The organism is Ruegeria sp. SATB045, from assembly GCF_059613525.1.
The window spans coordinates 78324-103932 of the sequence record NZ_JBXWSR010000037.1; the positions used below are offsets into that span (position 1 = coordinate 78324).

The 25609-nt window shown below is 56.5% G+C and carries 21 protein-coding genes; 12 read left to right on the plus strand and 9 right to left on the minus strand.

Annotation, left to right across the window (positions count from 1 at the left end; translation table 11 throughout):
• The first annotated feature begins 72 nt into the window (after positions 1–72).
• The 8 genes from dctP (at position 73) to AC2FNR_RS20065 (ending at position 7355) form a co-directional block, all read left to right on the plus strand.
• Positions 73–1059 carry a TRAP transporter substrate-binding protein DctP gene (gene dctP, locus AC2FNR_RS20030; protein WP_496714367.1) on the plus strand — a complete coding sequence of 329 codons (987 nt, stop codon included), beginning with the start codon at positions 73–75 and terminating at the stop codon, positions 1057–1059.
• A 93-nt stretch (positions 1060–1152) separates the two neighbouring features.
• Positions 1153–1695 carry a TRAP transporter small permease gene (locus tag AC2FNR_RS20035; RefSeq protein WP_496714365.1) on the plus strand — a complete coding sequence of 181 codons (543 nt, stop codon included), beginning with the start codon at positions 1153–1155 and terminating at the stop codon, positions 1693–1695.
• 5 nt (positions 1696–1700) lie between these two features.
• Positions 1701–3017 (plus strand): TRAP transporter large permease, encoded by a 1317-nt coding sequence (locus tag AC2FNR_RS20040; RefSeq protein WP_496714364.1) that lies wholly within the window; start codon positions 1701–1703, stop codon positions 3015–3017.
• On the plus strand, positions 3014–4270 hold the full coding sequence (locus AC2FNR_RS20045) for a malonyl-CoA decarboxylase (RefSeq protein WP_496714362.1): 1257 nt from the start codon (positions 3014–3016) through the stop codon (positions 4268–4270). Before AC2FNR_RS20040 ends, AC2FNR_RS20045 begins: the two co-directional genes overlap by 4 nt.
• 5 nt (positions 4271–4275) lie before the next feature.
• On the plus strand, positions 4276–5790 hold the full coding sequence (locus tag AC2FNR_RS20050) for a malonate--CoA ligase (RefSeq protein ID WP_496714360.1): 1515 nt from the start codon (positions 4276–4278) through the stop codon (positions 5788–5790).
• A gap of 319 nt (positions 5791–6109) precedes the next feature.
• A complete protein-coding gene (locus AC2FNR_RS20055; protein ID WP_496851022.1) occupies positions 6110–6673 on the plus strand; it encodes a response regulator in 564 nt (187 codons plus the stop codon).
• Between the two features lie 27 nt (positions 6674–6700).
• On the plus strand, positions 6701–7195 hold the full coding sequence (locus AC2FNR_RS20060; protein WP_496714358.1) for a response regulator transcription factor: 495 nt from the start codon (positions 6701–6703) through the stop codon (positions 7193–7195).
• A 1-nt stretch (position 7196) separates the two neighbouring features.
• Positions 7197–7355, plus strand: coding sequence for a winged helix-turn-helix domain-containing protein (locus AC2FNR_RS20065; protein WP_496714357.1), 159 nt, complete (start codon positions 7197–7199; stop codon positions 7353–7355).
• 956 nt (positions 7356–8311) lie between these two features.
• Here AC2FNR_RS20065 and AC2FNR_RS20070 read toward each other — a convergent pair.
• The 4 genes from AC2FNR_RS20070 to AC2FNR_RS20085 form a co-directional block, all read right to left on the minus strand.
• Positions 8312–9415: a glycine cleavage T C-terminal barrel domain-containing protein gene (locus tag AC2FNR_RS20070; RefSeq protein WP_496714355.1), complete on the minus strand. Its 1104-nt coding sequence runs from the start codon at positions 9413–9415 to the stop codon at positions 8312–8314.
• A gap of 103 nt (positions 9416–9518) precedes the next feature.
• Positions 9519–11096 carry an ABC transporter substrate-binding protein gene (locus tag AC2FNR_RS20075; RefSeq protein WP_170724908.1) on the minus strand — a complete coding sequence of 526 codons (1578 nt, stop codon included), beginning with the start codon at positions 11094–11096 and terminating at the stop codon, positions 9519–9521.
• Between the two features lie 120 nt (positions 11097–11216).
• The gene (locus AC2FNR_RS20080) at positions 11217–12401 is read right to left on the minus strand and encodes an acetyl-CoA C-acyltransferase (protein WP_496851024.1); all 1185 of its coding nucleotides are present in this window, start codon (positions 12399–12401) and stop codon (positions 11217–11219) included.
• 16 nt (positions 12402–12417) lie between these two features.
• Positions 12418–14016 carry a fatty acid--CoA ligase gene (locus AC2FNR_RS20085; protein WP_496851026.1) on the minus strand — a complete coding sequence of 533 codons (1599 nt, stop codon included), beginning with the start codon at positions 14014–14016 and terminating at the stop codon, positions 12418–12420.
• A 194-nt stretch (positions 14017–14210) separates the two neighbouring features.
• On the opposite strand from AC2FNR_RS20085, the gene AC2FNR_RS20090 reads away from it, so the two are divergent.
• The 3 genes from AC2FNR_RS20090 to AC2FNR_RS20100 are packed head-to-tail and all read left to right on the plus strand — an operon-like array spanning position 14211 to position 17814.
• The gene (locus tag AC2FNR_RS20090; RefSeq protein WP_170568174.1) at positions 14211–15158 is read left to right on the plus strand and encodes an ABC transporter permease; all 948 of its coding nucleotides are present in this window, start codon (positions 14211–14213) and stop codon (positions 15156–15158) included.
• Positions 15155–16030, plus strand: coding sequence for an ABC transporter permease (locus tag AC2FNR_RS20095; RefSeq protein WP_142638852.1), 876 nt, complete (start codon positions 15155–15157; stop codon positions 16028–16030). Before AC2FNR_RS20090 ends, AC2FNR_RS20095 begins: the two co-directional genes overlap by 4 nt.
• Positions 16027–17814 (plus strand): ABC transporter ATP-binding protein, encoded by a 1788-nt coding sequence (locus AC2FNR_RS20100; protein WP_170667826.1) that lies wholly within the window; start codon positions 16027–16029, stop codon positions 17812–17814. Before AC2FNR_RS20095 ends, AC2FNR_RS20100 begins: the two co-directional genes overlap by 4 nt.
• Before the next feature lie 7 nt (positions 17815–17821).
• Here the strand turns inward: AC2FNR_RS20100 and AC2FNR_RS20105 are convergent, their stop codons facing one another.
• Positions 17822–19021 carry a serine hydrolase domain-containing protein gene (locus AC2FNR_RS20105; protein ID WP_245223334.1) on the minus strand — a complete coding sequence of 400 codons (1200 nt, stop codon included), beginning with the start codon at positions 19019–19021 and terminating at the stop codon, positions 17822–17824.
• Between the two features lie 93 nt (positions 19022–19114).
• On the opposite strand from AC2FNR_RS20105, the gene gcvA reads away from it, so the two are divergent.
• Positions 19115–20059 carry a transcriptional regulator GcvA gene (gcvA, locus tag AC2FNR_RS20110; RefSeq protein WP_496851029.1) on the plus strand — a complete coding sequence of 315 codons (945 nt, stop codon included), beginning with the start codon at positions 19115–19117 and terminating at the stop codon, positions 20057–20059.
• Here the strand turns inward: gcvA and AC2FNR_RS20115 are convergent.
• From AC2FNR_RS20115 to AC2FNR_RS20130, 4 genes are all read right to left on the minus strand, one after another.
• Complete coding sequence (locus tag AC2FNR_RS20115) at positions 20047–20811, minus strand: SDR family NAD(P)-dependent oxidoreductase (RefSeq protein ID WP_496851031.1); 765 nt, start codon at positions 20809–20811, stop codon at positions 20047–20049. The two genes, gcvA and AC2FNR_RS20115, sit on opposite strands and share 13 nt — an antisense overlap.
• 407 nt (positions 20812–21218) lie before the next feature.
• Complete coding sequence (locus AC2FNR_RS20120; protein ID WP_496851033.1) at positions 21219–22361, minus strand: serine hydrolase domain-containing protein; 1143 nt, start codon at positions 22359–22361, stop codon at positions 21219–21221.
• Positions 22358–24448: an acetate--CoA ligase family protein gene (locus AC2FNR_RS20125; protein WP_496851035.1), complete on the minus strand. Its 2091-nt coding sequence runs from the start codon at positions 24446–24448 to the stop codon at positions 22358–22360. The genes AC2FNR_RS20120 and AC2FNR_RS20125 overlap by 4 nt, the downstream gene beginning before the upstream one ends.
• Entirely contained in the window at positions 24445–25605 is a 1161-nt protein-coding gene (locus AC2FNR_RS20130; protein WP_170667831.1) for an acyl-CoA dehydrogenase family protein, read from the minus strand. Before AC2FNR_RS20130 ends, AC2FNR_RS20125 begins: the two co-directional genes overlap by 4 nt.
• Positions 25606–25609 lie beyond the last annotated feature (4 nt).

Genomic DNA, 25609 nt, shown 5'->3' on the forward strand with positions numbered 1-25609 from the left:
GTTGACTAAAAAACAGAACCGGCTTAAGCATACCCTGACCCCGGTGCGCCGGGTCGAACCAGGGAGGAAATAATGAAAACCATTTTTAAGACAGCCGTTGCTGTCGCAGCGCTTGTATCTGCTGGCACACTTGTATCCGCAAAAGAGCTGCGCCTGTCGCACCAGTGGTCCAACAAGGACATCCGTCACCAGGTCGCCCAGATCGTGGCCGATGAGGTTGCCGCCGCCGATGTTGATCTTGAGATTAAGATTTTCGGCTCAAAATCGCTATTCAAACCGCGCGAGCAATACAAGCCGCTCAGCCGAGGTCAGCTGGACATGACCGTTCTGCCGCTCAGTTATGCCGGTGGTCAGCAGCCCGCCTATAACCTGACTTTGATGCCCGGTCTGGTGAAAAACCACGATCACGCAGCGCGTCTCTCCGAGTCTCCCTTTATGGAGGCGCTGGAAGAGAAGATGGCCGAGGATGATGTGATGGTTCTGGTCCATGGCTATCTGGCCGGCGGTTTTGCCGGAAAGGACAAGTGCATCACCAAGCCCGAAGATATCGCAGGCTTGCAGACCCGCGCAGCAGGTAAATCCTTTGAGCAGATGCTGGCCGGGGCCGATGCCTCGATCGCCTCGATGGCGTCATCGGAGATCTACAACGCAATGCAGACTGGTGTATTGCAGGCCGCCAACACTTCGTCATCGTCGTTCGTCAGCTATCGCATCTACGAACAGGTCAGCTGCTACACGCCAGCGGGCGACGTTGCGTTGTGGTTCATGTACCAGCCACTGCTGATGAACAAATCCACCTTTGAAGGGCTGAATGAAGATCAGCAGGCCGCATTGCTGGCCGCGTCTGAAAAGGCACAGACCTACTATCTTGAAGAAGCCAAGAAACAGGACGCAAACTCAGCCAAAGTCTTCGCCGAAGCGGGCGTCGAGATCGCTGAAATGACCGCGGAAGACTTCGAAGCATGGCGCGCTCTGGCACAGGAAACATCCTATAAGGCGTTCGTAGAAGAAGTGCCGGACGGGCAGGAGTTGCTGGACAAGGCTCTGGCGGTCGACTGACCCTTTCTCGCCCGGGCGGCCCCGCTGCCGCCCGGCACTGATCTCAGTTCTGATTTTCAGACTTAATTGCATCTCAATCATCAGGAGACGCAAATGGCTGGCCATAGCTCTGCCGTTGCTTCCCATACCGGGAACAATCCCTTCCTTCGCCTTGTCGCTGCACTTTCAACTCTGGCCGGATGGTGTTCCGCAGCTATGATCGTTGCCGCCGTCGCCATCACCTGCCAAATGATCGTCGTGCGCTTTGTCCTGAATGGCTCGACCATCTGGCAAACCGAAGCGGTCATCTATCTTGTCATCGCTGCGACACTGGTCGGTCTGCCTTATGTGCAGCGCCTGCGTGGGCATGTGAACGTCGACCTGATCCCGATTTCGCTGGCCCCGCGCCCCCGCTTTTTGATGGCGATCCTCACGTCGGTTCTGTCCATCGCCATCGTCTCGGTCATGCTGTTCTACGGCTACGAGTATTGGCACTTTGCATGGGAGCGTGGCTGGAAATCCGACACCGTATGGGGTGTACGACTTTGGATCCCCTACCTGTCTATCCCGGTCGGCTTTGGACTGCTGCTACTGCAGCTAATCGCCGACCTCGTCGCCGTCCTGCTTGGCATCGATAAACCCTTTGGTCTGGAGTAAAGCCGATGGATCCCCTCCTACTCGGCGCCGTTGTCGCCATTGCCACTATCCTTGTTCTGTTTTCGGGCGTGTCGGTCGCCATCGGTCTGCTGATTGTTTCAGCCGGTTTTCTGATTGTCTTCGACGGCCCGCGTTCGCTGGAACTGATGCCTGAGATTCTGTTTGGAAAGCTGGATAACTTTGCCCTTCTGTCGATCCCGATGTTCATCATCATGGGGGCCTCGATTGCCTCGACCAGGGCAGGGGCCGACCTTTATGAGGCGCTAGAGCGCTGGCTGACCCGTGTTCCGGGCGGTCTGGTTGTCTCGAATCTTGGTGCCTGCGCTTTGTTCGCAGCCATGTCCGGTTCGTCGCCCGCCACCTGTGCCGCCATCGGCAAGATGGGCATCCCCGAGATGCGTAAGCGCGGTTATCCTGATGGCGTTGCTGCTGGTTCGATCGCCGCAGGCGGTACGCTGGGCATCCTGATCCCGCCGTCGGTCACCATGATCGTCTACGGTATCGCCACCGAGACCTCGATTGGCCGTCTGTTCCTGGCCGGTGTGATTCCGGGCCTGATGCTGGTTGGTTTGTTCATGGCCTGGTCGCTCTATTCAACTTGGAAATCCGGCGACGCTACCCTTCTGGGGTCTGGCAGCTACACTTGGCGTGAACGTTTCGAGATTCTGCCGCGCGTGCTGCCCTTCCTCGGCATCATTCTGGGTGTGCTTTACGCTATGTATGGCGGTATTGCCACACCATCGGAAACCGCTGCCGTTGGTGCCCTGCTCTGCCTACTGATCGCAATGATCATTTACAAACTGTGGAACCCCAAGGACATCTGGATCGTTCTGCGCGACAGCACCAAGGAAAGCGTGATGATCCTGTTCATCATCGCTGCTGCCGGTGTGTTCTCGTACATGCTCAGCTCTCTGTTCATCACACAGGCGATTGCCGAATGGATCGGTACGCTGGATGTGAACCGCTGGGTGCTGATGGGTGCGGTCAACGTGTTCTTGCTGATCGCCGGGTTCTTCCTGCCGCCCGTGGCAGTGATCCTGATGGCGGCACCGATCCTGCTGCCGATCATCACTACCGCTGGCTTCGATCCGATCTGGTTTGCGGTTGTACTCACCATCAATATGGAGATTGGCCTGATCTCACCACCTGTCGGTTTGAACCTCTATGTGATCAACGGCATCGCGCCCGACATCTCGCTGAAAACCATCCTGACAGGCTCTCTCCCCTTCGTGGCCTGCATGGTGATTGCGATTGTCCTGCTGTGTCTGTTCCCCGGTCTGGCCACATGGCTGCCTGACTTGGTGATGGGAGCAGCGGTATGACCCTGCTGGCGGATCTTCTGTCCACCGTGTTTGAGCGACGCTATCACCGCTCGGGCGCGGCGGCCCTCGATGGCCGCCCGCTGACCGAACTGGCCGATGCGCTTGTTGGATCAGCGGGCGAGACCTCGGGGTTGGCGCTGGCCGAGGAAATCTTGACCCGGTTCGACGCTTTGGGTGACGAGGAAAAACTGGAGTTCTTCCGCTATATCGCCTCGGCCATGAATATCGACCCCGAGGCGGTGCGGTCGTCGCTGGATGAATACGAACGCGACCCCTCGAAAGCGTCCTATCGCAGCTTTGCGGTTGCGGTGGAACCTGCCCGGCAGGAAATGATCCGCCGGTTGAACCGGGTGCCCGGAGCCACCGGCGCACTGGTACAGATGCGCGCCGATTTGCTGCGACTGGGTGGCAAGGAGCCAGAACTGCAGGCGCTGGATCTGGATTTCCGCCACCTGTTTGCCAGTTGGTTCAACCGCGGCTTTCTGGTCCTGCGCCCGATCAACTGGGAAAGCCCTGCGCATATTCTGGAAAAGATCATCGCTTATGAGGCAGTCCACGCCATCGACAGCTGGGATGACCTGCGCCGCAGGCTGGAGCCCGCCGACCGGCGCTGTTTCGCCTTCTTCCACCCCGCAATGCCCGATGAGCCATTGATCTTTGTCGAAGTGGCGCTGAACCAGGGCATCCCGGGCTCGGTTCAGGCGCTGCTCGCCGAAGACCGCGATCCGCTGCCGCAAGATCAGGCGGATACGGCTGTGTTTTACTCGATCTCGAATTGTCAGGCCGGGTTGGCCAGCATCTCGTTCGGCAACTCGCTGATCAAGCAGGTGGCCTCGGATCTGGCGGTGGAATTGTCGGGGCTGAAGACCTTTGTCACCCTGTCTCCCGTTCCTGGCCTGAGCCAGTGGCTGACGCAGGAAAAAATCGAATGGGACATCGAAAAGCCCGATCAGATGAAGGCACTGGCGGCGCATTACCTGCTAAACGCCAAGGGCCGGGGCAACATGCCGTTCGATCCGGTGGCGCGGTTCCATCTTGGCAACGGTGCGCTGGTTCATGCGGTTCATGCCGATGCAGACACCTCAGACAAGGGTCGGGCACAGTCCGGGGGCACCATGGTCAACTATCTCTATGACCTCAGCCGCGTGGCGCAGAACCACGAACAATTTGCCAATACCCGCGAGGTGATCGCCTCGACCGAGGTCAAATCGCTTGCCGCGTCCGCCTCTCTCACATCGACACAGGAAAGGTAATCCCTATGGCCAATCCTCTCTATGACGGTTTGTTCGGCGCTCATGCCGATAAAGACACGCCTTTTTTACATCTGCTCGACGGTTCGGTGATCACGCATAGGGACTTTTTAAGCACCGCGGCGCAGATTGCGCATCTGACAACGCAACTGGGCTTGAAACCCGGCGACCGGGTTGCGGCGCAGATCGAAAAATCACCCGAAGCGCTGGCCCTCTATGCCGCCTGCGCGCAGGCCGGCCTTGTGTTTCTACCCTTGAACACCGCCTATACCGTCGATGAGTTGACCTACTTTATTGAAAACAGCGGTGCCTCGCTGATTGTCTGTGACGCCAAAAGTGAAGAGAACCTTGTACCCATTGGCGCGCAATTGAGCGCGCGCATAGAGACCCTGAACGCGGATGGCAGCGGCAGCCTGATGGGAAAGGCATCGGGAATGCCTGTCGGTTTCGGCACTGTCGATCGGGACGGTGAAGATTTGGCGGCGTTCCTCTACACATCGGGCACCACGGGTCGGTCCAAAGGCGCGATGCTGACCCAGAACAACCTGTTGTCGAATGCCGAAACGCTCGTCGATGAATGGCGTTTCACATCCGACGATGTGCTGCTGCACGCGCTGCCGATCTTTCACACTCACGGACTGTTTGTGGCAACCAATGTGTCACTGGCTGCGGGCAGCAGCATCATTTTCATGCCCAAGTTTGATCTGGACGAGATTATCCGTCGGATGCCTCAGGCCACGACGATGATGGGCGTGCCCACTTTCTACACACGCCTGTTGGATGACCATCGGTTCACAAAGGAACTGACCGAACACATGCGCCTGTTTGTTTCCGGTTCCGCGCCTTTGCTGGCGGAAACGCATGTGCAGTTTGAACACAGAACTGGTCATCGCATACTCGAACGCTACGGAATGACTGAAACTAACATGAATACGTCAAACCCCTATGAAGGTGAGCGCCGCGCAGGCACCGTTGGCGTCCCACTGCCCGGAGTTGAGCTGAAAATCTGCGACTCTGATGGTAATGCCCTGCCCCATGGCGAGATCGGAGAGATTGAGGTTCGCGGACCAAACGTATTCAAGGGCTATTGGCAAATGCCAGAAAAAACCGCGGCGGAATTGCGCGAGAACGGCTTTTTCATCACCGGCGATCTGGGCCGGATCGATGAAGAGGGCTATGTCCAGATCGTAGGCCGAAACAAGGACCTGATCATCTCAGGCGGCTACAATATCTACCCCAAGGAGATTGAACTGGTGCTGGATGACCAACCCGGCGTGCTTGAAAGCGCCGTCATCGGCGTACCCCACCCAGACTTCGGAGAAACGGTTCTTGGTGTGATTGTCGCGGCACCGGGCGAGACCCCCAACCTTGAACAGGTGCAGGCCGCGGTGTGCAACAGCCTCGCGCGGTTCAAACACCCTCGGAAGTTGATCCTGATGGATGAGCTTCCCCGCAACACAATGGGCAAGGTTCAAAAGAACATCCTGCGCGACCAGTACAAAGATATGTTCGTGGCGGCATGAGATGAAACTCTCCGATCGGGTAGCCGTCTTTTTTGGAGTTTCCTGCAGATTTGAATTGCAAGGTGCTGGCGTCAGACAGGTTGAACCTGCCGCAGGACTACATGGTCAGCTCGGAGTGGTGCTTGCCGCCGCAATTCGAAAACGTTCTCGTGCCAGAGGACCTGCATTGAAATTGGAGATGACGCGCAAGCACTGCGGTTCGAAGTTCGTGATCACGGTGTGGGAATGCCGGAATCTGCAGCGGCAGTGCTAGTGCAACCGTATCAGAAAGCGGTAGCTCGGGGCACCGACGGCGGCGGCTCGGGGCTCGGGGCTCGGGTTGGCCATATCGCACTATCTGGTGGAAGCAATGGGCTGCCGCATCGGATACGAAAACCGGCCGCGTGGCACGTCGGTCTGGTTCGAAATTCCACTGGAGCCAGTCGCTGCCGAATCCCAGATTGCCGTGCTAGACGCAAACGATCCAACGCCGCGAGGAGGGCTAGCGCGCCTTTGCCTTCTTGTCGATGACGACCCGGTCGGATCAATCGTAACCACACACCAGCTTGAACACCTTGGCCTCGTTGTCACTCGGGCTGCATCGGTAGAAGAGGCTGTGGCCTTCGCTGCGGCGGCCAAATTCGATGTCTTTGTCGTGGACTACCTGCTGCCGGATGGGGAGGGTCCCTGCCTTGTGAGAGCGCTGAAGCCCGATCAACCGGCGTCGGCAAAGTTCCCGGCGTTGACCGCGAATGTCGAAGCGCTGGCGGATGGGGCGAAGGACTTTGATCAGGTGCTTGCCAAGCCCGCAGGTCAGGTCGGACTGGCGTCGGCGATTTTTGGTTCGGCTAACCCGCTTCAGCCAAAGACCGATAAAACGTGCGCTCATTTCGAAGGGCTATAAAGACTGGCGCCAGATACTGTCTTGGCGATGATCGCGACATTCGAATCCGCCTGGGACACACTTCGGACCGAATTTCACGATCTACGTGCTGCACCGAAAGAGGCAGAACTGGCCGTAACCGCCCATCGACTTGCGGGCAGTTGCGCTGTTCTGGGGCTGGTCGTATTGGATCGGAGGCTACCTGACAGCGACGGGTTGCTATTGATACAAAGCATCAGAGACAGCAACAACTGCCCCGTAATCATCCTAAGCGCGATGGATGACGTAAGAGACAAGCTATTGGGCATTGGTCTCGGCGCGGCGGAGTATGTGACGAAACCCTTCAATCCACTCGAACTTACCAGCCGGATACGGCAACTGTTACACACCCGCGCAGAGCCCGACGCAGACAACGACGTTTTCGAAATCGCAAACCTTGTTTTTAATCCGCGATCACGACAATTGGACATCGGCGGCCAACCTGCCATTTATTGCACCGGCGGAATCGAGATTGCTTCAGGCCCTCTTGGCAAACGCAGGTGAAGTGCAAACCAGGGACCAACTCTCCCGCGCCGCAAGTGGTCGGGAGTGGACCCCGGGCGACCGCACCGTCGACGTTCTGATAAACCGCTTGCGGCGCCACCTAAGGAAATCACATGTCAAGATCAAGACGGTTCACAGGACCGGATACATGATTTGCTGAAGCGAAGAACGCCGCCCGAACGATAGCCGACAAGTAAAAACAAGCCGCAGACATTGGGGGCCAGTTCGATTCCTCAATCCATGCGCCCCAAAAAAACTGAATCAAGATTAGTGCACGAAGCCGACTATGAACGAAAGATCTGCGTTCATTTATCTTCTCCTGTTGCCACCGAGCCCCTAATTTCCGGTCGCAGATACATTCTGGTGCGTTTACCCTGATCACGTACTCCTAATTCTCGGAAACTCACAGGCCAGCGGCGGCTTTTCTCGAGGGTGCGATCAGCACATCGGAGCAACTCCGCACGGCCCGCTCTTACACCGAGTTGTTAGATTGTTCTTTTCGCCAACGTCAGAAAATCGGGTTGCATTGTGTTGTCAGGTTTTCGCGCCAGAAACCGGGCCTTCTGAGCTTTGCTATCATTTGTTTCGCAGCTCGACGAACCGCCTGAAAGGTGAAAGAGCTGATCCAATAAAATTGCGTTACCAAGATATGCCCCGCGTCGTCTATCGCCTGTGGTAGGATCACGACGCATCGCAATAGATACAGCCACTTACGGTAGCGTCATCAATAAATGAACAACAGCGAGTTTAGCATACCGGTCATGGTGAGATTTGGGGCAGTGCCCTCCGTGAGTTCCGATTCTGCCAAACAGTTGCCTGGCAAGCACTTGTCAAGATGTCCGTTAGGGCCGCAATCGGTATTTGGTACCGACTCGGGCAGAAGGGTTTGTGATACGATCCCGCACCGAACCGGAATCCACACCTGTATCTTCGGTGGACCGTTGCAGCAGTAATTTATTGATGTTCCCACCAAATCACCCAATTCTGATTACAAGGCAGACCTCCGCGGCCAGTGCAGCCGCAAGCCCATCCGGCCCGGACCTCACAAAAAGTACATCGGTGCGTTGAATAATCGGAATTTGCCGTTCCGATTTAGTGACCAGGTCCGTCGTGCTCTCAGAGAAAAGGCAACTCGCAAAGCGTTCCGCCAACCGGTCCAGCGACACGTTTTACCATGACCCTGTCGCCGGGTTCGGCATCGACCGAGACCAGAGCAAAGCCGATATTCTTTTTCATCCGGAAAGACCAGGCGCACGTCGTCAAATCACCAATTTTTACCCCCCCTTTCTCTATGTCGTTCCAAGTGAATTCTGGATTTGCAGGACTGCCAGCGTCCAGCACAACCCCCAATTGATGCCGTTTCGGCCCCTCATCCGCAATACGGCGCAACGCATCGATCCCAATCGTGTCGTCAGGCACATGCAAGTCCACATATTTGCCCATGCGGACTTCGTAGGGATTGGTCTGTCCATCGGTGTCGCCTCCATAGGAAACGAGACCGCTCTCGACTCGCTCACTCCAGTTGGGGTTCCCTGGACCAATACCGTGTGGCTGGCCGGCCTCTTTGACAATGTTCCAGAGTGCAGTGCCTTTGGCACTATCCATCAGGTAAATCTCGAACCCACCTTGTTTGGACCAGCCCGACCGGGCGACGGCGACCGGAATACCGTCAATTTCGGTTTCCCGGAACCAGAAGTATTTCAGGTCTCGCACCCAATCACCAAAGATCGAGGCAACCACAGTTTCCGCCTTGGGACCCTGCACGGCCAGAGGTGAGACATCAGGCTCACTGACTTCCACATCCAATCCGCGCTCTCGTGCGACGGCTTCGGCCCAGAACCAGATATTGCTGTCCGCGATAGACAGCCAGTAGCGGTCTTGGTCCAGCTTCAGTAGGATTGGATCGTTGATAAGCACGCCATGGTGGTTGCAAAGTGGAACATACTTGCCTTGGCCCATCTTGCATTTTGAAAGGTCTCGCGGCGCAAGGATTTGCGCCAGACGCCCGGCATCTGGGCCCTTTAGCTGCACTTGCCGCTCTACCGCAACATCCCACATCGAGACATCGTTGATGATGCGCCAGTACTCCTCCTCTGGGCTGCCATAGGAGGTCGGCATCAACATGTGATTGTAAGTTGTCATAGCACACACACCATCGGCCAAGGTGGCCTCATAGAAGGGTGATGTGCGCAGACGCGTGGACGGAGAAATAGAGAACATGGCTTGATCGCGATTTAAGGGAGACAAGAGAAGGCCGCCGGTCCGGGTGGAACCGGCGACCCAAGGTCAGTTGACTGGTGCCACTGACAGGGAGAAAGCAGCCTTAGGTAAGCCAGATATTGCGTAGAGTCTGACCAAACCCACCAAGAGTTCCAACCGGATGGGGTGTGTACCCCATGACGTTTTGTGCTGTTGCCTCAAGTTGGTTCTGGAACACGGCGTTCACAAAGCCGCCATCGTCGTTCATCATATGCAACATGTCGCAATACATCTGCGCGCGTTTTGCCTCATCCAATTCGGCGCGGGCCGCCAGGATCATGGAATCGAATTCGTCAGAACCCCACATGGTCTCGTTCCAACTGCCACCCCTCATGTGAGCGATGGTCAGGAAGGCATCGACAGTAGGTCGAGCGTTCCAGCCCGACATGGTCATTGGTTTCTGCATCCAGGTGTGGGTCCAGTACCCGTCCGATGGGGTTTTTATCACATTTACATCTACCGCTCCCTTTGCAGATTGCTGGAAAGTCAAGGCAATGTCGTTTGCCGAATTCCCAGCAGTCTCGGACGTATGGAGGTCGAAGCCCGAAACCCCTGCCTTGTCGAAGTAGAACTTTGCCTTGTCGGGATCGTATTCGGCAGGCTTTACGTCCGGGCACCAGTACTTGTAGGTCGGGCCAATCGGTGTGTCTGCTGAAATAGTACCTATTCCCTTGAACACCTGGTTCAAAACAAGTTCACGGTCCAACGCGTGTTTGACACCTTTACGGAAATTCGCGTCATTTGTCGGAGCGCGGTCCACCATCATCACCATGTTGGTAAACGAACCAGTCGGTGTATTGTGAAGCGTCACAGCGTCGTTGGAGTTGAGCTGATCAACAGCGAAGGCCGGAACGTCGTATACGGAGTCTACATCCCCCGCTAACAACGCGCTCAACATTGCGTTTGCGTCCGGAACAGGGATGAAATCCAAGCCATCTAGGTAAGGCTTACCGTCCTCATAGTAGTTTTCGAAACGTTCGAAAACCACTCGCTCGCCGGGAATGAATTCCATCACCTTGAACGGGCCGGAGCCAATTGCATTCGTGAAATCGCTGTGCCCGGCTGGATGGATGGACAGATGGTAGTCTGACATGATCACCGGCAGGTCTGCATTGCCGGAGGACAAGGTGATCTTTACGGTCATAGCATCGGGTGCATCGATTGCAGTGACTGTCGAAAGCAGAGCCTTGGCAGGCGATTCCGAACCCTCGGCAATGTGGCGCGACAGGCTTTCGACTACATCGGCTGAGGTGACGTTCTGACCGTTGTGGAAAACTAGGCCATCGCGCAACTTGAATGTCCATTCGGTCGCTGCATCGTTGACACTCCATTCCTCTGCAGCGTCGCCTTCGACCTCAAGCGAGGGTAGCAAACGAGTCAATCGCTGGTAGACGCAATTGCCGTAGACTGCATCCGAAGTGTCCGTCATCCTGACGGGCTCTAGGGTATCATCGGTGTTGCCCTGCGCGATCCGCAGCCAGCCACCGCGTGTTGGCGACTGAGCGTATGCGGGACCAGCCTGTGCAAGAATGCTGCTTGCTGTGGGCACCAATAAACCAAAAGCGCCTGCGCGTTTGAAAAAACCGCGACGACTGAGCGATCCCGCCTTATATTGGCGTACCAAGCTATCGATATCGGACATTTTTTCCTCCCAGATGACCGATGCGGGTTGCACCCGCTGTTCATCGAAGTTTGAGCGGACGGCACCCTGTACACAAACAACCGATTCCATGACTTTGCCATAACTGAGGTTATGGAAATGTCAGCAGACTTCGAAAAGCCCAGCCGCGCCCATACCACCGCCGACGCACATGGTGACGACCACATACCGAACCCCGCGCCGCTTCGCCTCAATCAACGCGTGGCCAACCAACCGGGAGCCAGTCATTCCATAGGGGTGACCGACGGAAATCGCGCCGCCATTCACGTTTAGCCTTTCGGGGTCAATACCCAGCTGGTCCCGGCAGGGAATGGCCTGGGCTGCGAAAGCCTCGTTCAATTCCCAAAGACCAACGTCATCCACTTTCAATCCGGCACGCTCCAGTAGCTTCGGAACAGCATAAACTGGTCCCATGCCCATCTCCTCTGGAGCGCAACCTGCCACAGCAAGGCCCCGGTATACGCCTAGTGGAGCGAAGCCGCGCCGTTCGGCCATACGGGCCGACATCAGCACACAGGCCGATGCCCCGTCGGACAATTGGCTCGCGTTTCCTGCGGTCACGACACCGGCTTCAACAACCGGCTTCAGCCCCGCAAGCGTTTCGATTGTCGTTCCCGGCCGGTTGCCTTCGTCCTGCCGAACCGTAACGGTTTCTTCGGTAATTTCGCCAGATTCACGGTTTTTGACCAGCTTGGTCGCTGTTACAGGTACGATTTCATCGTCGAATGCTCCTGCAGCCTGGGCGGCGGCCGTGCGCGTTTGCGACAGTGCCGCGAATTCATCCTGTGCCTCACGAGTTACCCCGTGCAGACGCGCTACATTTTCGGCGGTTACAAGCATCGGCATATACGCGTGCTCTGAGGCTTGGACTACCGCTGGGTCTTTTTCGTACATAACCCAGTCGAAATACCTGGCCTGCACCGCGGAAATGTTTTCTTGTCCTCCCGCCACGACAATGCCCATTCCGTCGACCGAAATCTGTTTTGCCGCTGTGGCAATGGCCATCAGGCCCGAGGCACATTGACGATCGAGAGTCTGGGCTGCAGCCGTTGCCGGGAGACCACCTGCAAGCGCTGCCAGGCGGGCGATGTTCAGGCCGGCAGTCCCAGCGGTCAGGACCGATCCCAGCACCACATCTTCTACCTCTGCTGGATCGATACCGGCCCGACTGACGGCGGCTCGTATGGCGTGTCCAGCGAGTGTCGGCGACTTCGAGTTATTGAAGGCACCCTTGAAAGCCAACCCTATGGGTGTTCGAGCGGTTGATACGACAACGACATCTTTCATATCACGAACCTTCCTATTAGATGAACCGGGCCCTAAGGGCCTTCTTGTCCAGTTTGCCAACCGACGTTCTTGGCAAGCTGTCGGTAAATTCAATCCGGTCTGGGATCGCCCATTTCGAAATCGCCCCTTGGTCAACCGCCACATCGAACGCCATACGAAGACGGTCGTAGGTTTTTTCGGTTTCATCACAGCAGGTAACAATCAGCATAGGGCGTTCCCCCCATTTCGTGTCTGAAACGCCAATGGCGGCCGCTTCACTCACACCTTCAACGGTGCTCGCGAGGTTTTCCAATTCAAGCGAAGACACCCATTCGCCTCCGGTCTTGATCACATCTTTAACCCGGTCGGTGATCCGCAACGTGCCCGTTTCGTCGATGAACCCGACATCTCCAGTATGCAGCCAGCCGCCTTGCCAAAGTGCCCCCGTCCCGGCCTCGTTTTTCAGATAACCTTGAGTTAGCCAGGGCGCGCGCGCCACAATTTCTCCCGTCGTCCTTCCATCGCGAGGGGCATCGTTCATATCCCCATCAACCACACGGATTTGCACAAATGGCGCGGGTTTTCCTGTTGCAATCCGAGCACTCAGCGGTGTTTGCGGGTCCCGCGTGGCCATCATGTCCGCCACTGTCAGGAACGGACAGGTCTCTGACATGCCATAGGCAGCGTGCACGTCAACTCCGTGCTCTAATGCCTGCCTTGCCAGACCTTCGGACAGAGCAGAACCGCCTATGATGACCTTCCAGTTGCTGAGATCTGTTTGCGCGACTTCAGGTGCATTCAGAAGCATCGCAAGTATCGTCGGTACACAATGCGAGAACGTAACACCGTGCTTTTCGATTAGCCCCAAAAGGCGGGCGGGATCGTAACGACCTGGATAGACTTGTTTAAGGCCCATCAATGTGGCGACATAGGGTATGCCCCAACCATGCACATGAAACAGCGGGGTTATCGGCATGTAGACATCGCTCCGGTTCAGCCCGCCGCCTGGTACCGGGCCTAACCCGGCCGCGACCGCCATTGTGTGCAAAACCAGTTGGCGCTGGGAGTAGCTGACCCCCTTGGGATCACCTGTGGTACCGGTCGTGTAGAAAAGCGTCGCTCGGATATTCTCGTCAAAATCCGGGAATTCTTGCTCCGGTTCGCACTGCTGCAGCAGGGCCTCGTACTCGCCTTCCGAGGACTCCACCTCGCGGAACACCCCATCGTCGCTGAGGATTACCAACCGCCAAGGCCGCTCGATCCGCTCAGAGATCTCGAGTAGAAGTGGCAAAAAGTCGACGTGGCACAGGATTACGTCGTCCTCTGCATGGTTGATCGTGTAGAGGATCTGATCCGGCGACAATCGGATGTTCACGGTATGCAGCGTGGCCCCGATCATCGGAATAGCAAAGAAACACTCGAGATACCGATGGCTGTCCCAATCCAGAACGGCCACAACGCTACCCTCACCCACGCCAAGTGAGCGCAACGCCCCTGCAGCCTGACCGACGCGCCTGGCAAAAGTGCGATAGTCATACCGCTTCGTATCGGCGTGTACAATCTGCTGATCTGGCGTGTTTGCCAGCGGCGTGGCGAGGATTTGCTTGATCAACAATGGGTAGGAATAGGCAGTCATGGGCATCTCCGATCGCCCCAGTCTTTGCGTTCTCCAGCCCTGCGGAACAAACAACAAAATCTCGGTCTTTGCCCAAACAAAAGAATACACATGCCTTTGCTATAACCAAAACGACCCCAAACTGGTCGCTATGGTTGTTTGTCTCGCTTCAAGCTTGCGCCGAATATGCCGGAAGCCTTGAAGGGAGGACCAAGGTGTACCGAATTATTCTGACCCGCCTGGCTCAGGGTTTACTAACCTTGCTCCTTGCTTCCATCATTATCTTCGGCGCGACGGAAATCCTTCCGGGCGACGTTGCTGAAGCCATTCTAGGACAAAGCCGCACCGAAGAATCGCTTGCCGCGCTTCGCGAAGAGATGGGACTCAACCGCCCTGCAGTAGTGCGTTATCTCGATTGGCTGGGCGGTATGATCCAAGGGGATCTGGGGACATCATTGGCCACCAAGCGACCTGTGGCTGACATGATAGAAAGCCGTATGTGGAACACTCTGCGGCTTGCGCTTTTGGCAGCGGCAATCTCGGTACCGATGTCTTTGGCTCTTGGCCTTTGGTCTGCGATGCGCGCCGGTGGCCGGATCGACAAAACTCTTGCCATGACCACACTTGCGTTGATTGCAGTGCCTGAATTCTTCATTGGTCTCATTCTGATGAAAGTTTTTGCAGTCGAACTAAAGTGGCTCTCCGCGTCGGCCAACACGCGGCCCTACTTTGATTTCTGGCAGAATTTCCGGGCCTTGGCTCTCCCCGTAGCCACCCTCAGTTTTGCCGTTCTGGCGCACATGATGCGGATGACACGTTCTTCCGTCATCAACATCTTCACCTCCCCATACTTGGAGATGGCAGCACTTAAGGGCTTGCCCAAGCGTAGGCTGGTTTTGCGCCACGCGCTGCCTAACGCGCTGTCGCCGATCTTCACGGTTATTGCACTTAATCTGAGTTACATGGTGTCCGGTGTCATTATCGTTGAAACCGTGTTTGGCGTACCCGGCTTAACGCGGCTTCTGGTCGACGGTGTCACTCTGAGGGACATTCCACTCATCCAGGCCTGTGCAATGATTTTTGGCACTGTCTATATCCTTCTGAATCTACTGGCCGACGTCCTGTCCATCATGGCGAACCCGCGCTTAAGGTACCCAAAATGAGCGAAGCAACCGATATCCCCACTCCCCGGGCCTCCGTCTTTGCGGGCCTGCGCCTGACCTGGACTGCAGGTATTGCCGGCGCGGTGCTGCTGTTCTGGCTCATCCTTGCGTTTTTTGGGCCATGGATCGCACCCCATGGTGAAGCCGAAATCATCTCAGGCCAGACCTTTGCACCAATAGGCGAAGGCGGTTTGCTGGGTACTGACAAGCTGGGACGAGATGTATTGTCCCGCCTGATCTATGGAGTACGTACAACGCTGTTGCTGGCACTTGTCACCACCATGATCTCTTTTTTATTCGGCGTCGCACTCGGTTTTGCCGCCGCGATTCTGAGAGGCTGGTTCGATATCGTAGTAAGCCGCGTTGTCGAGGCATTCATGGCTTTCCCCTCCACCCTATTGGCTTTGGTTGTCATAGGCGCCTTCGGTACTTCTATCACAGTGCTTGTTCTGACTGTTGGGTTGGTCCTCTCGACCAGCGTATTCCGTGTCTCTCGAGCACTTGGTTATGACATCGGCGTTATGGATTTTGTCGAGGCTGCCCGTGCGCGGGGCGAAGGCACCTGGTGGATTCTGACACGTGAGATCTTACCCAATTCCATGGCCCCCTTGATTGCCGAGTTTGGCCTTCGATTCACCTTTTCGATCCTGTTCCTTTCGGGCCTGTCGTTTCTTGGCCTAGGAGTGCAAGAACCTGCGGCCGACTGGGGGCTCATGGTGCAGGAAAACGTGGGGGGGCTGTTCCTCGGTTCGTCCGCAGCGCTTATACCAGCTGCATGCATTGCCTCCTTGACCGTTTCCATGAACCTGCTTGTTGACTGGTTCCAACAGCGCCAGCAAGGCGAAACTGTTCTGGAGAAGATCGACCAATGACCGACATTCTGACCATCAAGGACCTGCGCGTCGAGGGACGCCCCCCAGGCGGTAACTATGTGCCAATTGTCAAGGGCGTGTCCATGAGCGTCGCCAAGGGCGAAGTGTTGGCACTCATTGGCGAAAGCGGCTCGGGCAAATCTACGATCTCTCTGGCATCAATGGGTTTTGCCCGCCCCGGCTGTCGCATCTCAGGGGGTGAAGTCTGGCTGAACGGACGGGACATTATGAAATTGCCCCCACGCGACCGCCACAGCTTGCGCGGGGACGAAGTGTCTTACGTGGCACAATCGGCAGCAGCTAGCTTCAACCCTGCGCTTAGGATCGGCAAGCAAGTTATCGAGGCACCTCTTTGGCATGGCACCGGAGATGCCGAAACTCTGACCGCGAATGCAATAGAGCTTTACCGCAAACTTGACTTGCCCGCCGCGGAAACCGTCGGCGACAAGTTTCCACATCAGGTTTCGGGTGGTCAGTTGCAGCGCTTGATGGCTGCAATGGCCATGTCCTGTGGACCCGACCTTCTGATACTCGACGAACCCACCACTGCGCTTGACGTAACGACCCAGATCGAGGTGCTGAAAGCCTTTAAGGACATTATCCGCGATCAGGGTACCGCCGCGATTTATGTCACACATGATCTCGCCGTAGTCTCGCAGGTGGCTGACCGAATTCTAGTGCTAAAAAACGGCGAGATGGTCGAGGAAGGCACAACGGATCAGATCTTGCACCACCCACAGCACGAGTACACTCGCACACTGATGGAGGCTGTCCGTCCTGCTCCACACTTGGTGGATCACGTGGAGACAGATCTGGCTCAGAGGCCGGTGATTTCGGCACGGAACGTGACTGCGGGTTATGGAGCTCTGACCATTCTCTCTGATGTATCCGTCGATGTACCTGCCGCTTCGGTCGTGGGCGTAATTGGCGAAAGTGGTTGTGGAAAAAGCACACTTGCCCGAGTTGTTGCGGGCCTCACACCGTTAAAGGGCGGAGAAGTCCAACTCGATGGCAATACCGCCGCTCCAGCAGTGAAGGATCGGTCGATTGAAACGCTCAAGGATTGCCAGATCGTCTTTCAAATGGCTGACACGGCGCTTAATCCTCGGCAACGGATCAGCGATATCCTGGGCCGTCCTCTGGAATTCTATCTGAACCTCAAGGGGCGCGCACGCGCCCAGAAGGTCGGCGACCTTTTGGAACTGGTCGATCTTCCTCGCGATTTCGCCTCCCGCTATCCCGGAGAGCTGTCTGGTGGGCAAAAGCAACGCATTAATCTCGCTCGCGCGCTTGCCGCCGAGCCCAAGGTGATCCTTTGTGACGAGGTGACTTCGGCGCTGGACACCGTGGTGGCCGCAGGTGTGATCGAACTCCTGAAATCGCTGAAGGACAAACTGGGCGTCGCCTACATGTTCATCAGTCACGATCTTTCCACCGTAGCTTCTTTCGCCGATGAGGTGGTTGTACTGTATGCCGGACGTGTCGTCGAAAAGGGACCATCAAAAGCGGTTTTTCGCCCGCCTTTTCACCCCTACACAAAGCTGTTGCTATCTTCGGTGCCCGAGATGCGCCAAGGCTGGCTGGAAGGCGTGGCAGATACAAGCGAGGCAAAGGCGGCTAGCGCTGGCAGCGTCGAAATCGGTGCGCGGGGCTGCCCCTTCGCCAACCGCTGCACCCATATCATTGCGGGAACATGTGATACTCGGACTCCACCTTTGCATGACCTACCCGGTGGATTGAGCATCGCTTGCCATTTGACCCAGACGAACCTGCCCCTAGACTGACGTCGCCTCAGTCCACCAGCGCCTGGTAACTCAGAACTCTAAGCTCACGGCGCAGGGTATAGGCGCTCGAAGGAATTAGCTGCGTCATAAGTATCACAGTCATCTCCTCGATCGGGTCCACCCAAAAGGCGGTCGAGGCCATACCGCCCCAGGCAAATTCACCGGGTGAGCCGATGATTTTGGCCCGCGCCGGGTCTAACATCACCGACACACCGAGTCCGAAGCCAACCCCCTCAAAGGTAGTTTCGCTGAAATGAGCCTGTCCCCGGCTCGCCAAATCGCCGCCCATGTGATTGCACACCATTAGATCAAAAGCCTTGCGCCCTAGTAACCTGCCTCCGTCACATCTGCCGCGCCGAAGAAGCATCGTTGCAAAACGCTGGTAGTCGTCCATTGTGGAGAGCAACCCACCGCCCCCGCTTTCCAAGGTAACCGGCGCAATGAAACCTTTCTGATCATCAGAAGCAACAAAGCCGCCTGGCGCGCGGTCATAGAGCGTGGCCAAGCGGCCAGACTTATCGGCCGATACGGCGAAGCCTGTGTCCACCATTCCGAGCGGATCAAAGATCTGTGTCTTAAGAAATTCGCCGAGAGGCTGACCACTGATAACCTCGATCAAATGGCCGAGAACATCCGTCGAAAGGCCATAAAACCAACGGTCACCCGGCTGAAAGGCCAAGGGAAAACTCGCTAGCACTTCAACAGCTTCCGCCATCGTCGTAAGACCTCTGTCAAAGTCGAGACCGCTATCCGAAAGGGCACGCTCCAGCTCGTTTCCCTGCGGATCACCATAGACGATCCCCGCCTGGTGTGTGAGAAGATCATGGATTGTAATACCCCGGTCAGCTGGCTCGGTCTCGTTCAGAGCGTGACCAGGACCCTTCCAGACCTGCGGGTTTGCGAAATCTGGGAGAAAGTCGCAAACAGGCTGATCCAGTTGAAACGCCCCTTCTTCGTAGAGCATAAGCAGGGCGAGTGAGGTCACAGGTTTGGTCATCGAATAGATGCGCCAAATAGTATCAGGTAATACAGGCCGCTTCGACTTTGCATCGGCAAATCCCGCACGCTCCGAAAAACATATCTTTCCCCGGCGAGATATTTGCACAGCCAGACCAGAAAGGCGTCCGTCATGCACATGGGCGTTCATCCAATTGGTGATGCGCGACAGCTTAATCGGGTCTAATCCCAAGGTATCTTCTGGTTGCAAGTCGTCAGCTCCATATAGTCTCAACGTCAATCTGCACCGAGATTCTCTTGGCGTTCAAGCGATAGATAATCTATCTATAACCTAACTGAAATTATGCTTGAGTTGGCCATGAGTACACGGCGACTTCCCCACCTGACCTGGCTGCGCGCATTCGAAGCGTCGGCCAGGCATCTGAGCTTTACCCATGCGGCGCAGGAACTGAACCTGACACAAGCAGCGATCAGCAAACAAGTGAAATTGCTGGAGCATTACTTGCGCGAGCCGCTCTTTGAGCGCAAACCCAGAAGTCTGGTCCTGACCAAAGTGGGCGCCGCCTATCTACCGAAGGTCAGAGACTGCTTTGAACGCCTGGCCGCGGGAACCGAGGAAGTGTTTGGCCTGCGGCGCTCCGAAGTCCTGACCGTGCGGGCGCCGGTCGGGTATTCAGTTAACTGGATCGCGCCGCGACTTCAGGGATTCTTTGACCGCCACCCGGACACTGAAGTGCGTCTGGTCTCAAGTGTATGGGGAGATCAGTTCGACAATGAGCGGTTTGATCTCGATATCCAATACGGCACAGGGAAGTGGCCAGGATACAAAGCCGACCGGTTAACTTGGGAGGTGATCAAACCGGTTTGCTCTCCAATTTTGCTTGAGGGTTCCAAAGCGATCCGCAAACCAGATGATCTTGCCCACCATCGCCTGCTACACGTGCTCGGTTACGAGGAGGGTTGGGCTGACTGGTTGCGTTATGCAAAGGCAAGCGGTGTCAACTCGGGCCAGGGGTTACAGTTCGACACCTCGCTGCTTGCTTTCGAGTTTGCCTCTCGTGGTGGCGGTGTAGCTTTAGCACGGTCCTCAATGTGCGGCGTCGAGATCGAGCGCGGACGACTTGTTGAACCCTTCGAGCTCGAAGCGCCCCTGCAGGAGGCTTTCTACTTGATCGCACCGGAAGCGGATCGCGACCATCCTGATGCCCAAAATTTTCGCGAGTGGCTGATCGAGACGTCAGAAAACGACCTCGAAAACAAGCGCATTCGAGAGACCTATCCGGCTTGAAGCCGCACGCCTGCGTCAAGACGAATGGTCTCGCCGTTCAGCATAGGGTTTTGGATGATGTTAACGGCAAGGCGCCCAAATTCCGCGGGCTCGCCAAACCTGTTTGGAAACATCCGGCCATCTAGCATCCCGTCGATTACCTCCTGCGGAATATGATCAGCGATCGGAGTGCGAAATAATCCGGGCGCAATTGTCATGACCCGCACTCCGCGGGGCATGAATTCACGGGCGGCCTGCAATGTCAGACTGGCAATCGCGCCCTTTGAAGCCACATAAGCCCCCTGCCCAATTTGACCCTCGATTGAAGTAATCGAGCCTGTGTTGATGATAATCCCGCGCTCGCCATCTTGATTGAGCGGCTCCTGCTGCATCATCCGGGCTGCGCATTTCGTCATGACGCTGACGGTTCCCATCAGGTTGACGTTGATCACCTTCGCGAAAGCTTCCATATCAACTGGACCGTCCCGTCCGACAAGTCGCATACCGCCGGGGATGCCCGCACAGTTGACAACTATGCGAATTGGTCCGCTCCAGTCTTCGGCCAGATCCAAAGCGGCCTCGACCGCAGAACTGTTGATAACATCACAACCTATGCCAAGCGCGCCGATTTCCGCTGCCGCGTTTTTTGCCCGAACTTCATCGAGGTCCAGCAAGGTAACTCGTGCTCCGGCTTTGCTGAGCGCCTGTGCAGTAGCAAGCCCCAGTCCTGATCCTGCCCCGGTCACGATCGCAGATAGTCCTTCAATATCCATGCGTGATAATCTCCGTTTGTTCAGAACTTCTTAACCCAGAACCAGAAGGTAAACATCGAAGTTCTATTTACCCTTTGGCCAACCAAAAATCATTTTGCCTCCGCGTGCAGTGCAATATGTCGGGACGGTCGGGTCACAAACCTGCGCTGTTGTTTCGAACAATTGCTCCGCGATAAGCGACTTCGGGCGGGTTGAGTTACACCCGCGACATGCCTTGTTGACAACTTCGGCAGGATATCCCGACAGACGTAAATGCCGCGCTGAGAAGAAGTTCAGTTTAGGTGATCGAAACTGGATGATCGAAGAGTGGGTCGGATCACTCTAAAAGATTCGGCCCAGGTCAAGGACTGCAAAGCGGCCAATCCGTGCCTTCCCCGCTGACACTTAGCTCGGCAACTGCAAACCCGTCAAATGACAGAAAGGCAGACGTCTCGAAGCGTTGTGGCCAGCTCTCCCATATAGGTGTCATCGTAACCCGAGTCATTCTCCAGCACACTTAAGAATGCACAGCTGGTGCCGGTGACCATATCCACCATGAGGAACTGCCCTCCATAGCCAGCATGACCGATTAATCGACCGTCGGTCATGGTCTGGTTTGAGTACTTGAGCCAATTCTTGGGTGATGTCATCGCTGGCGCGCGGCGGATCAGAGTTTCTTGCAGGAAACCGATGTTGGCCATAGGTCGACCGTGCAGGTCGCGGCCTTCCCGCGCCAGTAGCAACCCGAACCGCGCGAGGTCGCGCACGCTTAGGCAACCGCCACCAGAAAACGCTGGGTGCCCGTCCTTGCTGAGGCTGATGTGAAAGGCGCCCTCGTATCCTGCCGCATCAACAATTTCTTCGATTTGTTCAGCTAGTGGAATGGGCGAAACCTCGGCCGCTATCAGGGTCAGGACATCCGTGTTCGCGGATTTATAGTCGGCTTGTCGCACCCCCGAGTTTACCCTGAAACCAGTGATCGAGGCCGCAAATTCCGCAAGCGTGATTTCCTTTTCACCCTCGCCGGGCAAGCGCCAACCCAGGGCGACCTCTTCAGTATAGCAGTCGGCAGCGGGGTCAGCATAATCCTCGGTGAAGTCGTTATCGACGTTCATGTCGAGCAAAGATTGAATGCTGGCCTCGGCATACCCGCTGCCGATACCCGGCAGATAGTCGCGGACCCGCGCGTCCAATGACAACAGCCCCTGTGCAAGTAGACGACCTATGATTAAGTGGATGTGTAGCTTTGTCACCGACTGGATGGAATGCGGCGCTGAGGTCGAAAAGTCATTTGCGGCTTTTTCCAGAATGATCTGGTCATTCTTTAAACAGCAGAACGCAGAGAAAGCCGGATGGGCAAGCATTTGTGCCAGTTCAGGCACTCGGGCGCACAGATTCTGCTCGGCGGCTTCCAGCTGCAAAACCTCTCTGGAACGCACCATGAGACATCGGCGGAACAGCCGATATGCATTGTGGAACCCATGCCGGCGAAATTCCGGCTGGTTCCACCGCTGCTTGTTGTCGTCTCCAACAGCCAGATCGGGATTGGGTATGATCCTATTCCTGCTCATGACCGGGGCACCTGGATCAGGGCATCAACGGCGACGATGTGATCTGGGTAGACAAACATCGGGTTGATCTCGACCTCTGCGACCTGGCTGCGCGCCTCTAGGAACGCCGCACAAAACCGGTGCAGCGCATCCGAAATTCGCGGAATATCCGCTTTTTGACTGCCCCGGTACCCTTCCAACAGTCGAGCTACACGGAGCGAACACAATGCGCGCTCGATCTCGTCTTTTGAGGCAGGCAACAATACAGTGCGCGCATCTCGGACCAACTCGGTCAAAACACCGCCGCTACCAATCACCAAGCTGGGACCAAATTGCGGATCAGCACGCAGCGTGACGATCAGCTCTGCAAGCGGCTTGGGCGACATGGCTTCGATCAGGAAGCGATCCGTCACCGCCGCGCGGTCATAAGCCGCAACCGTTGCCATCATTGCCTTGATCGCCGAGGACAGCCCCTCCGCATCCTTGATCCCCAAAGCGACCGCGCCCGCTTCGGTCTTGTGAGGCAAGCTTGGTGACATCATTTTCAGCGCGACCGGATAGCCGATATCCTGCGCAACGCCAGCTGCCTCGGCCGCGTTGCAGACATGTCCGTTTGGCACAGCAACAGCCCTTTGCCTGAGCCAGGATTTACCTTTGTCTTCGGTCAATACTACTGGGTTCGGGATAGTTGCACCGGGTCGCAAGGCAGCAGGCCGGTCAATCCTTGTCCGCGCCCTTGCTTCGGACCACCAAATTGCGTCGCGCATGGCATTCAACGTCTCATGAATACCCTGCATAGGTGCAACCCCCAGTTCTATGAGATGCCTGCGGGTTCCACGATCAAGATTTTCAGGTAAGGTCGCGCAGATCGCTGCCGGGACGGAGTGTTCCTGAGCGGCCTGCGCAAAAGCTGCAGCATCGTTCTGGTAGTAGATCTTGGACGCGTCCAACCCTTCTGCCGGGTAGTCCTGTACCAGAACAGCCAGATCCGCGTTAAGGGCCGATAGCGCCGTGGCAAAAACCGGGTAAGTCTTATCGCCCTGTCCCCAGATCGGGGTCGTATAATCCAGCGGGTTGGAAACCGTCGCAATCTCAGGCAGCAAACTGGTCAGGCTTTCCTGCCCTGCAGAGCCCACTTTGGGAAAGCACACACCAATCCTTTCCGAGTGATCTGCGAGCATCGTCGCCCCGCCCCCAGAACAGGTAAAGCCAGCGACACGCCTGCCTTGCGGCGCGCCTGCTACGCAGAGGTACTTCAGCGTTTCCAGAAACTGCGACGGGCTGGTGACGTCGATCACCCCGGTGCGATCAAACAGTGCCTGATAAAGCTCGCTCGAACCGGACAGAGAGCCGGTGTGACTGACCGTCAGAGTCGCCCCAATGGCGGAATTGCCGGTCTTTAGTGCGACAACCGGAACCCCCCGATCCAGGGCTTTCAGCGCGGCGCGTTCAAAAGCAGCAATGTCACGCAACCCTTCGACGTGCAATCCAATGGCGCGCACAGCCGGGTCTTCAGCAAAGGCATCCAGGAATTCCTCAATCCCCAAGACCGCCTGATTGCCTGCAGAAACCATGTAGGCCATTGGCAATGAACGCGCACTCATGGTGATATCGGATGAGAACATACCGGACTGGGTAACGATCGCTGCACCGTATCCCGGCGACCAGCCGCCATGTTCAAATGACCAGAGAGCGGTATTGTCGACATAGTTGATCATGCCATAACAGTTTGGGCCGATCAGAGCCATATCACCGGCGGCTTCTATCAGATCTCGTTCCGATTGTATGTCGCCAGTTTCCTTGAAGCCCGCGGAAAAACAAACGACACCACCTGCACCCATCTGTTCCAATTCTCTCAGGGCATCAGTCACCCCGGCCGCAGGGATAGCGAGATAGACGGCATCAGGTGGCTCCGGCAGGTCCGAGATGCAGGGAACACAGCCCACGCCATCCAGATCGGCGCGTTTGGGATTAACGGCCCACATTTTCCCTTGAAATCCACGCCGACGGGCTTCGCGCACGGCAATGGTCGCATCACGTCCACCAATAAACGCGATGTGGCGCGGCTTTAAAAGACGCTCAAGATTTTCGCGCCGCGCCGGCGTCATGCGCCAAGTGGCCTCAGGATGGACCTGGTGATGATGTGGCGTTGGATTTCGCTGGTGCCGTCCCAAATCCGCTCCAATCGGCTATCGCGCCAGAACCGTTGGATCGGCATTTCCTCCATCAATCCCATGCCACCAAAAATCTGAACGGCATCATCGGCGATTTTGTTGAGCATCTCTGAGCAGTAAACCTTGACCATTGCCGCATCTGCATCACCCATGACACCCGCTTCGGCACGTGCAACGGCGTCTTGCACCATCAGATCGGCCGCACGCAACGTCATCGCACCGTCCGCCAAACGGAAGCCGGTGGCCTGAAACGTACCGATCGGTTTACCGAATTGCTTGCGCGTTGCGGCCCACTCGGTCGCCAGGTCAAGGATGCGTTCGGCCTTACCGCAGCAGGTCGCGCCGACCCAGATACGCCCCATGCCGAGCCACTTTCCCGACAGCTCAAGCCCGCGACCCTCTTCGCCCAGGATCTGGTCCGGACCAAGACGCACATTGTCGAAACTCAACTCAAAAGTCTTGTAACCGCGATAGCTGACGCAATGCGTCCCTTCGCGGCAGTCGAACCCCGGAAGGCCCACATCGACCAGAAAAGCCGTCACCCGTTTGCGTGGGCCGCGTGGTGTTTCATCTGTACCAGTTGCAGCAAAGACAATCGCGAAATCCGGCATGCAGGGACCGGAGATAAAGTGTTTGGAACCATTCAGGATCCAGTCATCCCCGTCGCGTATCGCATTTGTCTTCATCCCCATGACATCCGAACCTGCGTCAGGCTCTGTCAAGGCAAAGAGCTCACGCTTTTCACCGCGCACGGCAGGAAGCAAATATCGCTCGCGCTGGTCTCCTTCGCAGGCCATCAGCAATTCCGTCGGGCGGGCCGCCCAGCTTTGTAGCGCATGGCTTGTACGGCCGTATTCCCGCTCGATCAGGGACATGGGCCCATATCCCAGCCCTCCGCCACCGACCTCTTCGGGCAGGTTGCAGGCGAAGAGGCCCAATTCATGCGACCTCGCCTCAATCTGGCGGCCGATCTCCTCGGGCACATAGCCTAGGCGATCCACCTTTTCTTCATGCGGATACATCTCTGTTTCGACAAATCGGCGAACCGTTTTGACCAGCAGGTCTGTTTCGTGACTGGTTTCCAGATTCATGGCA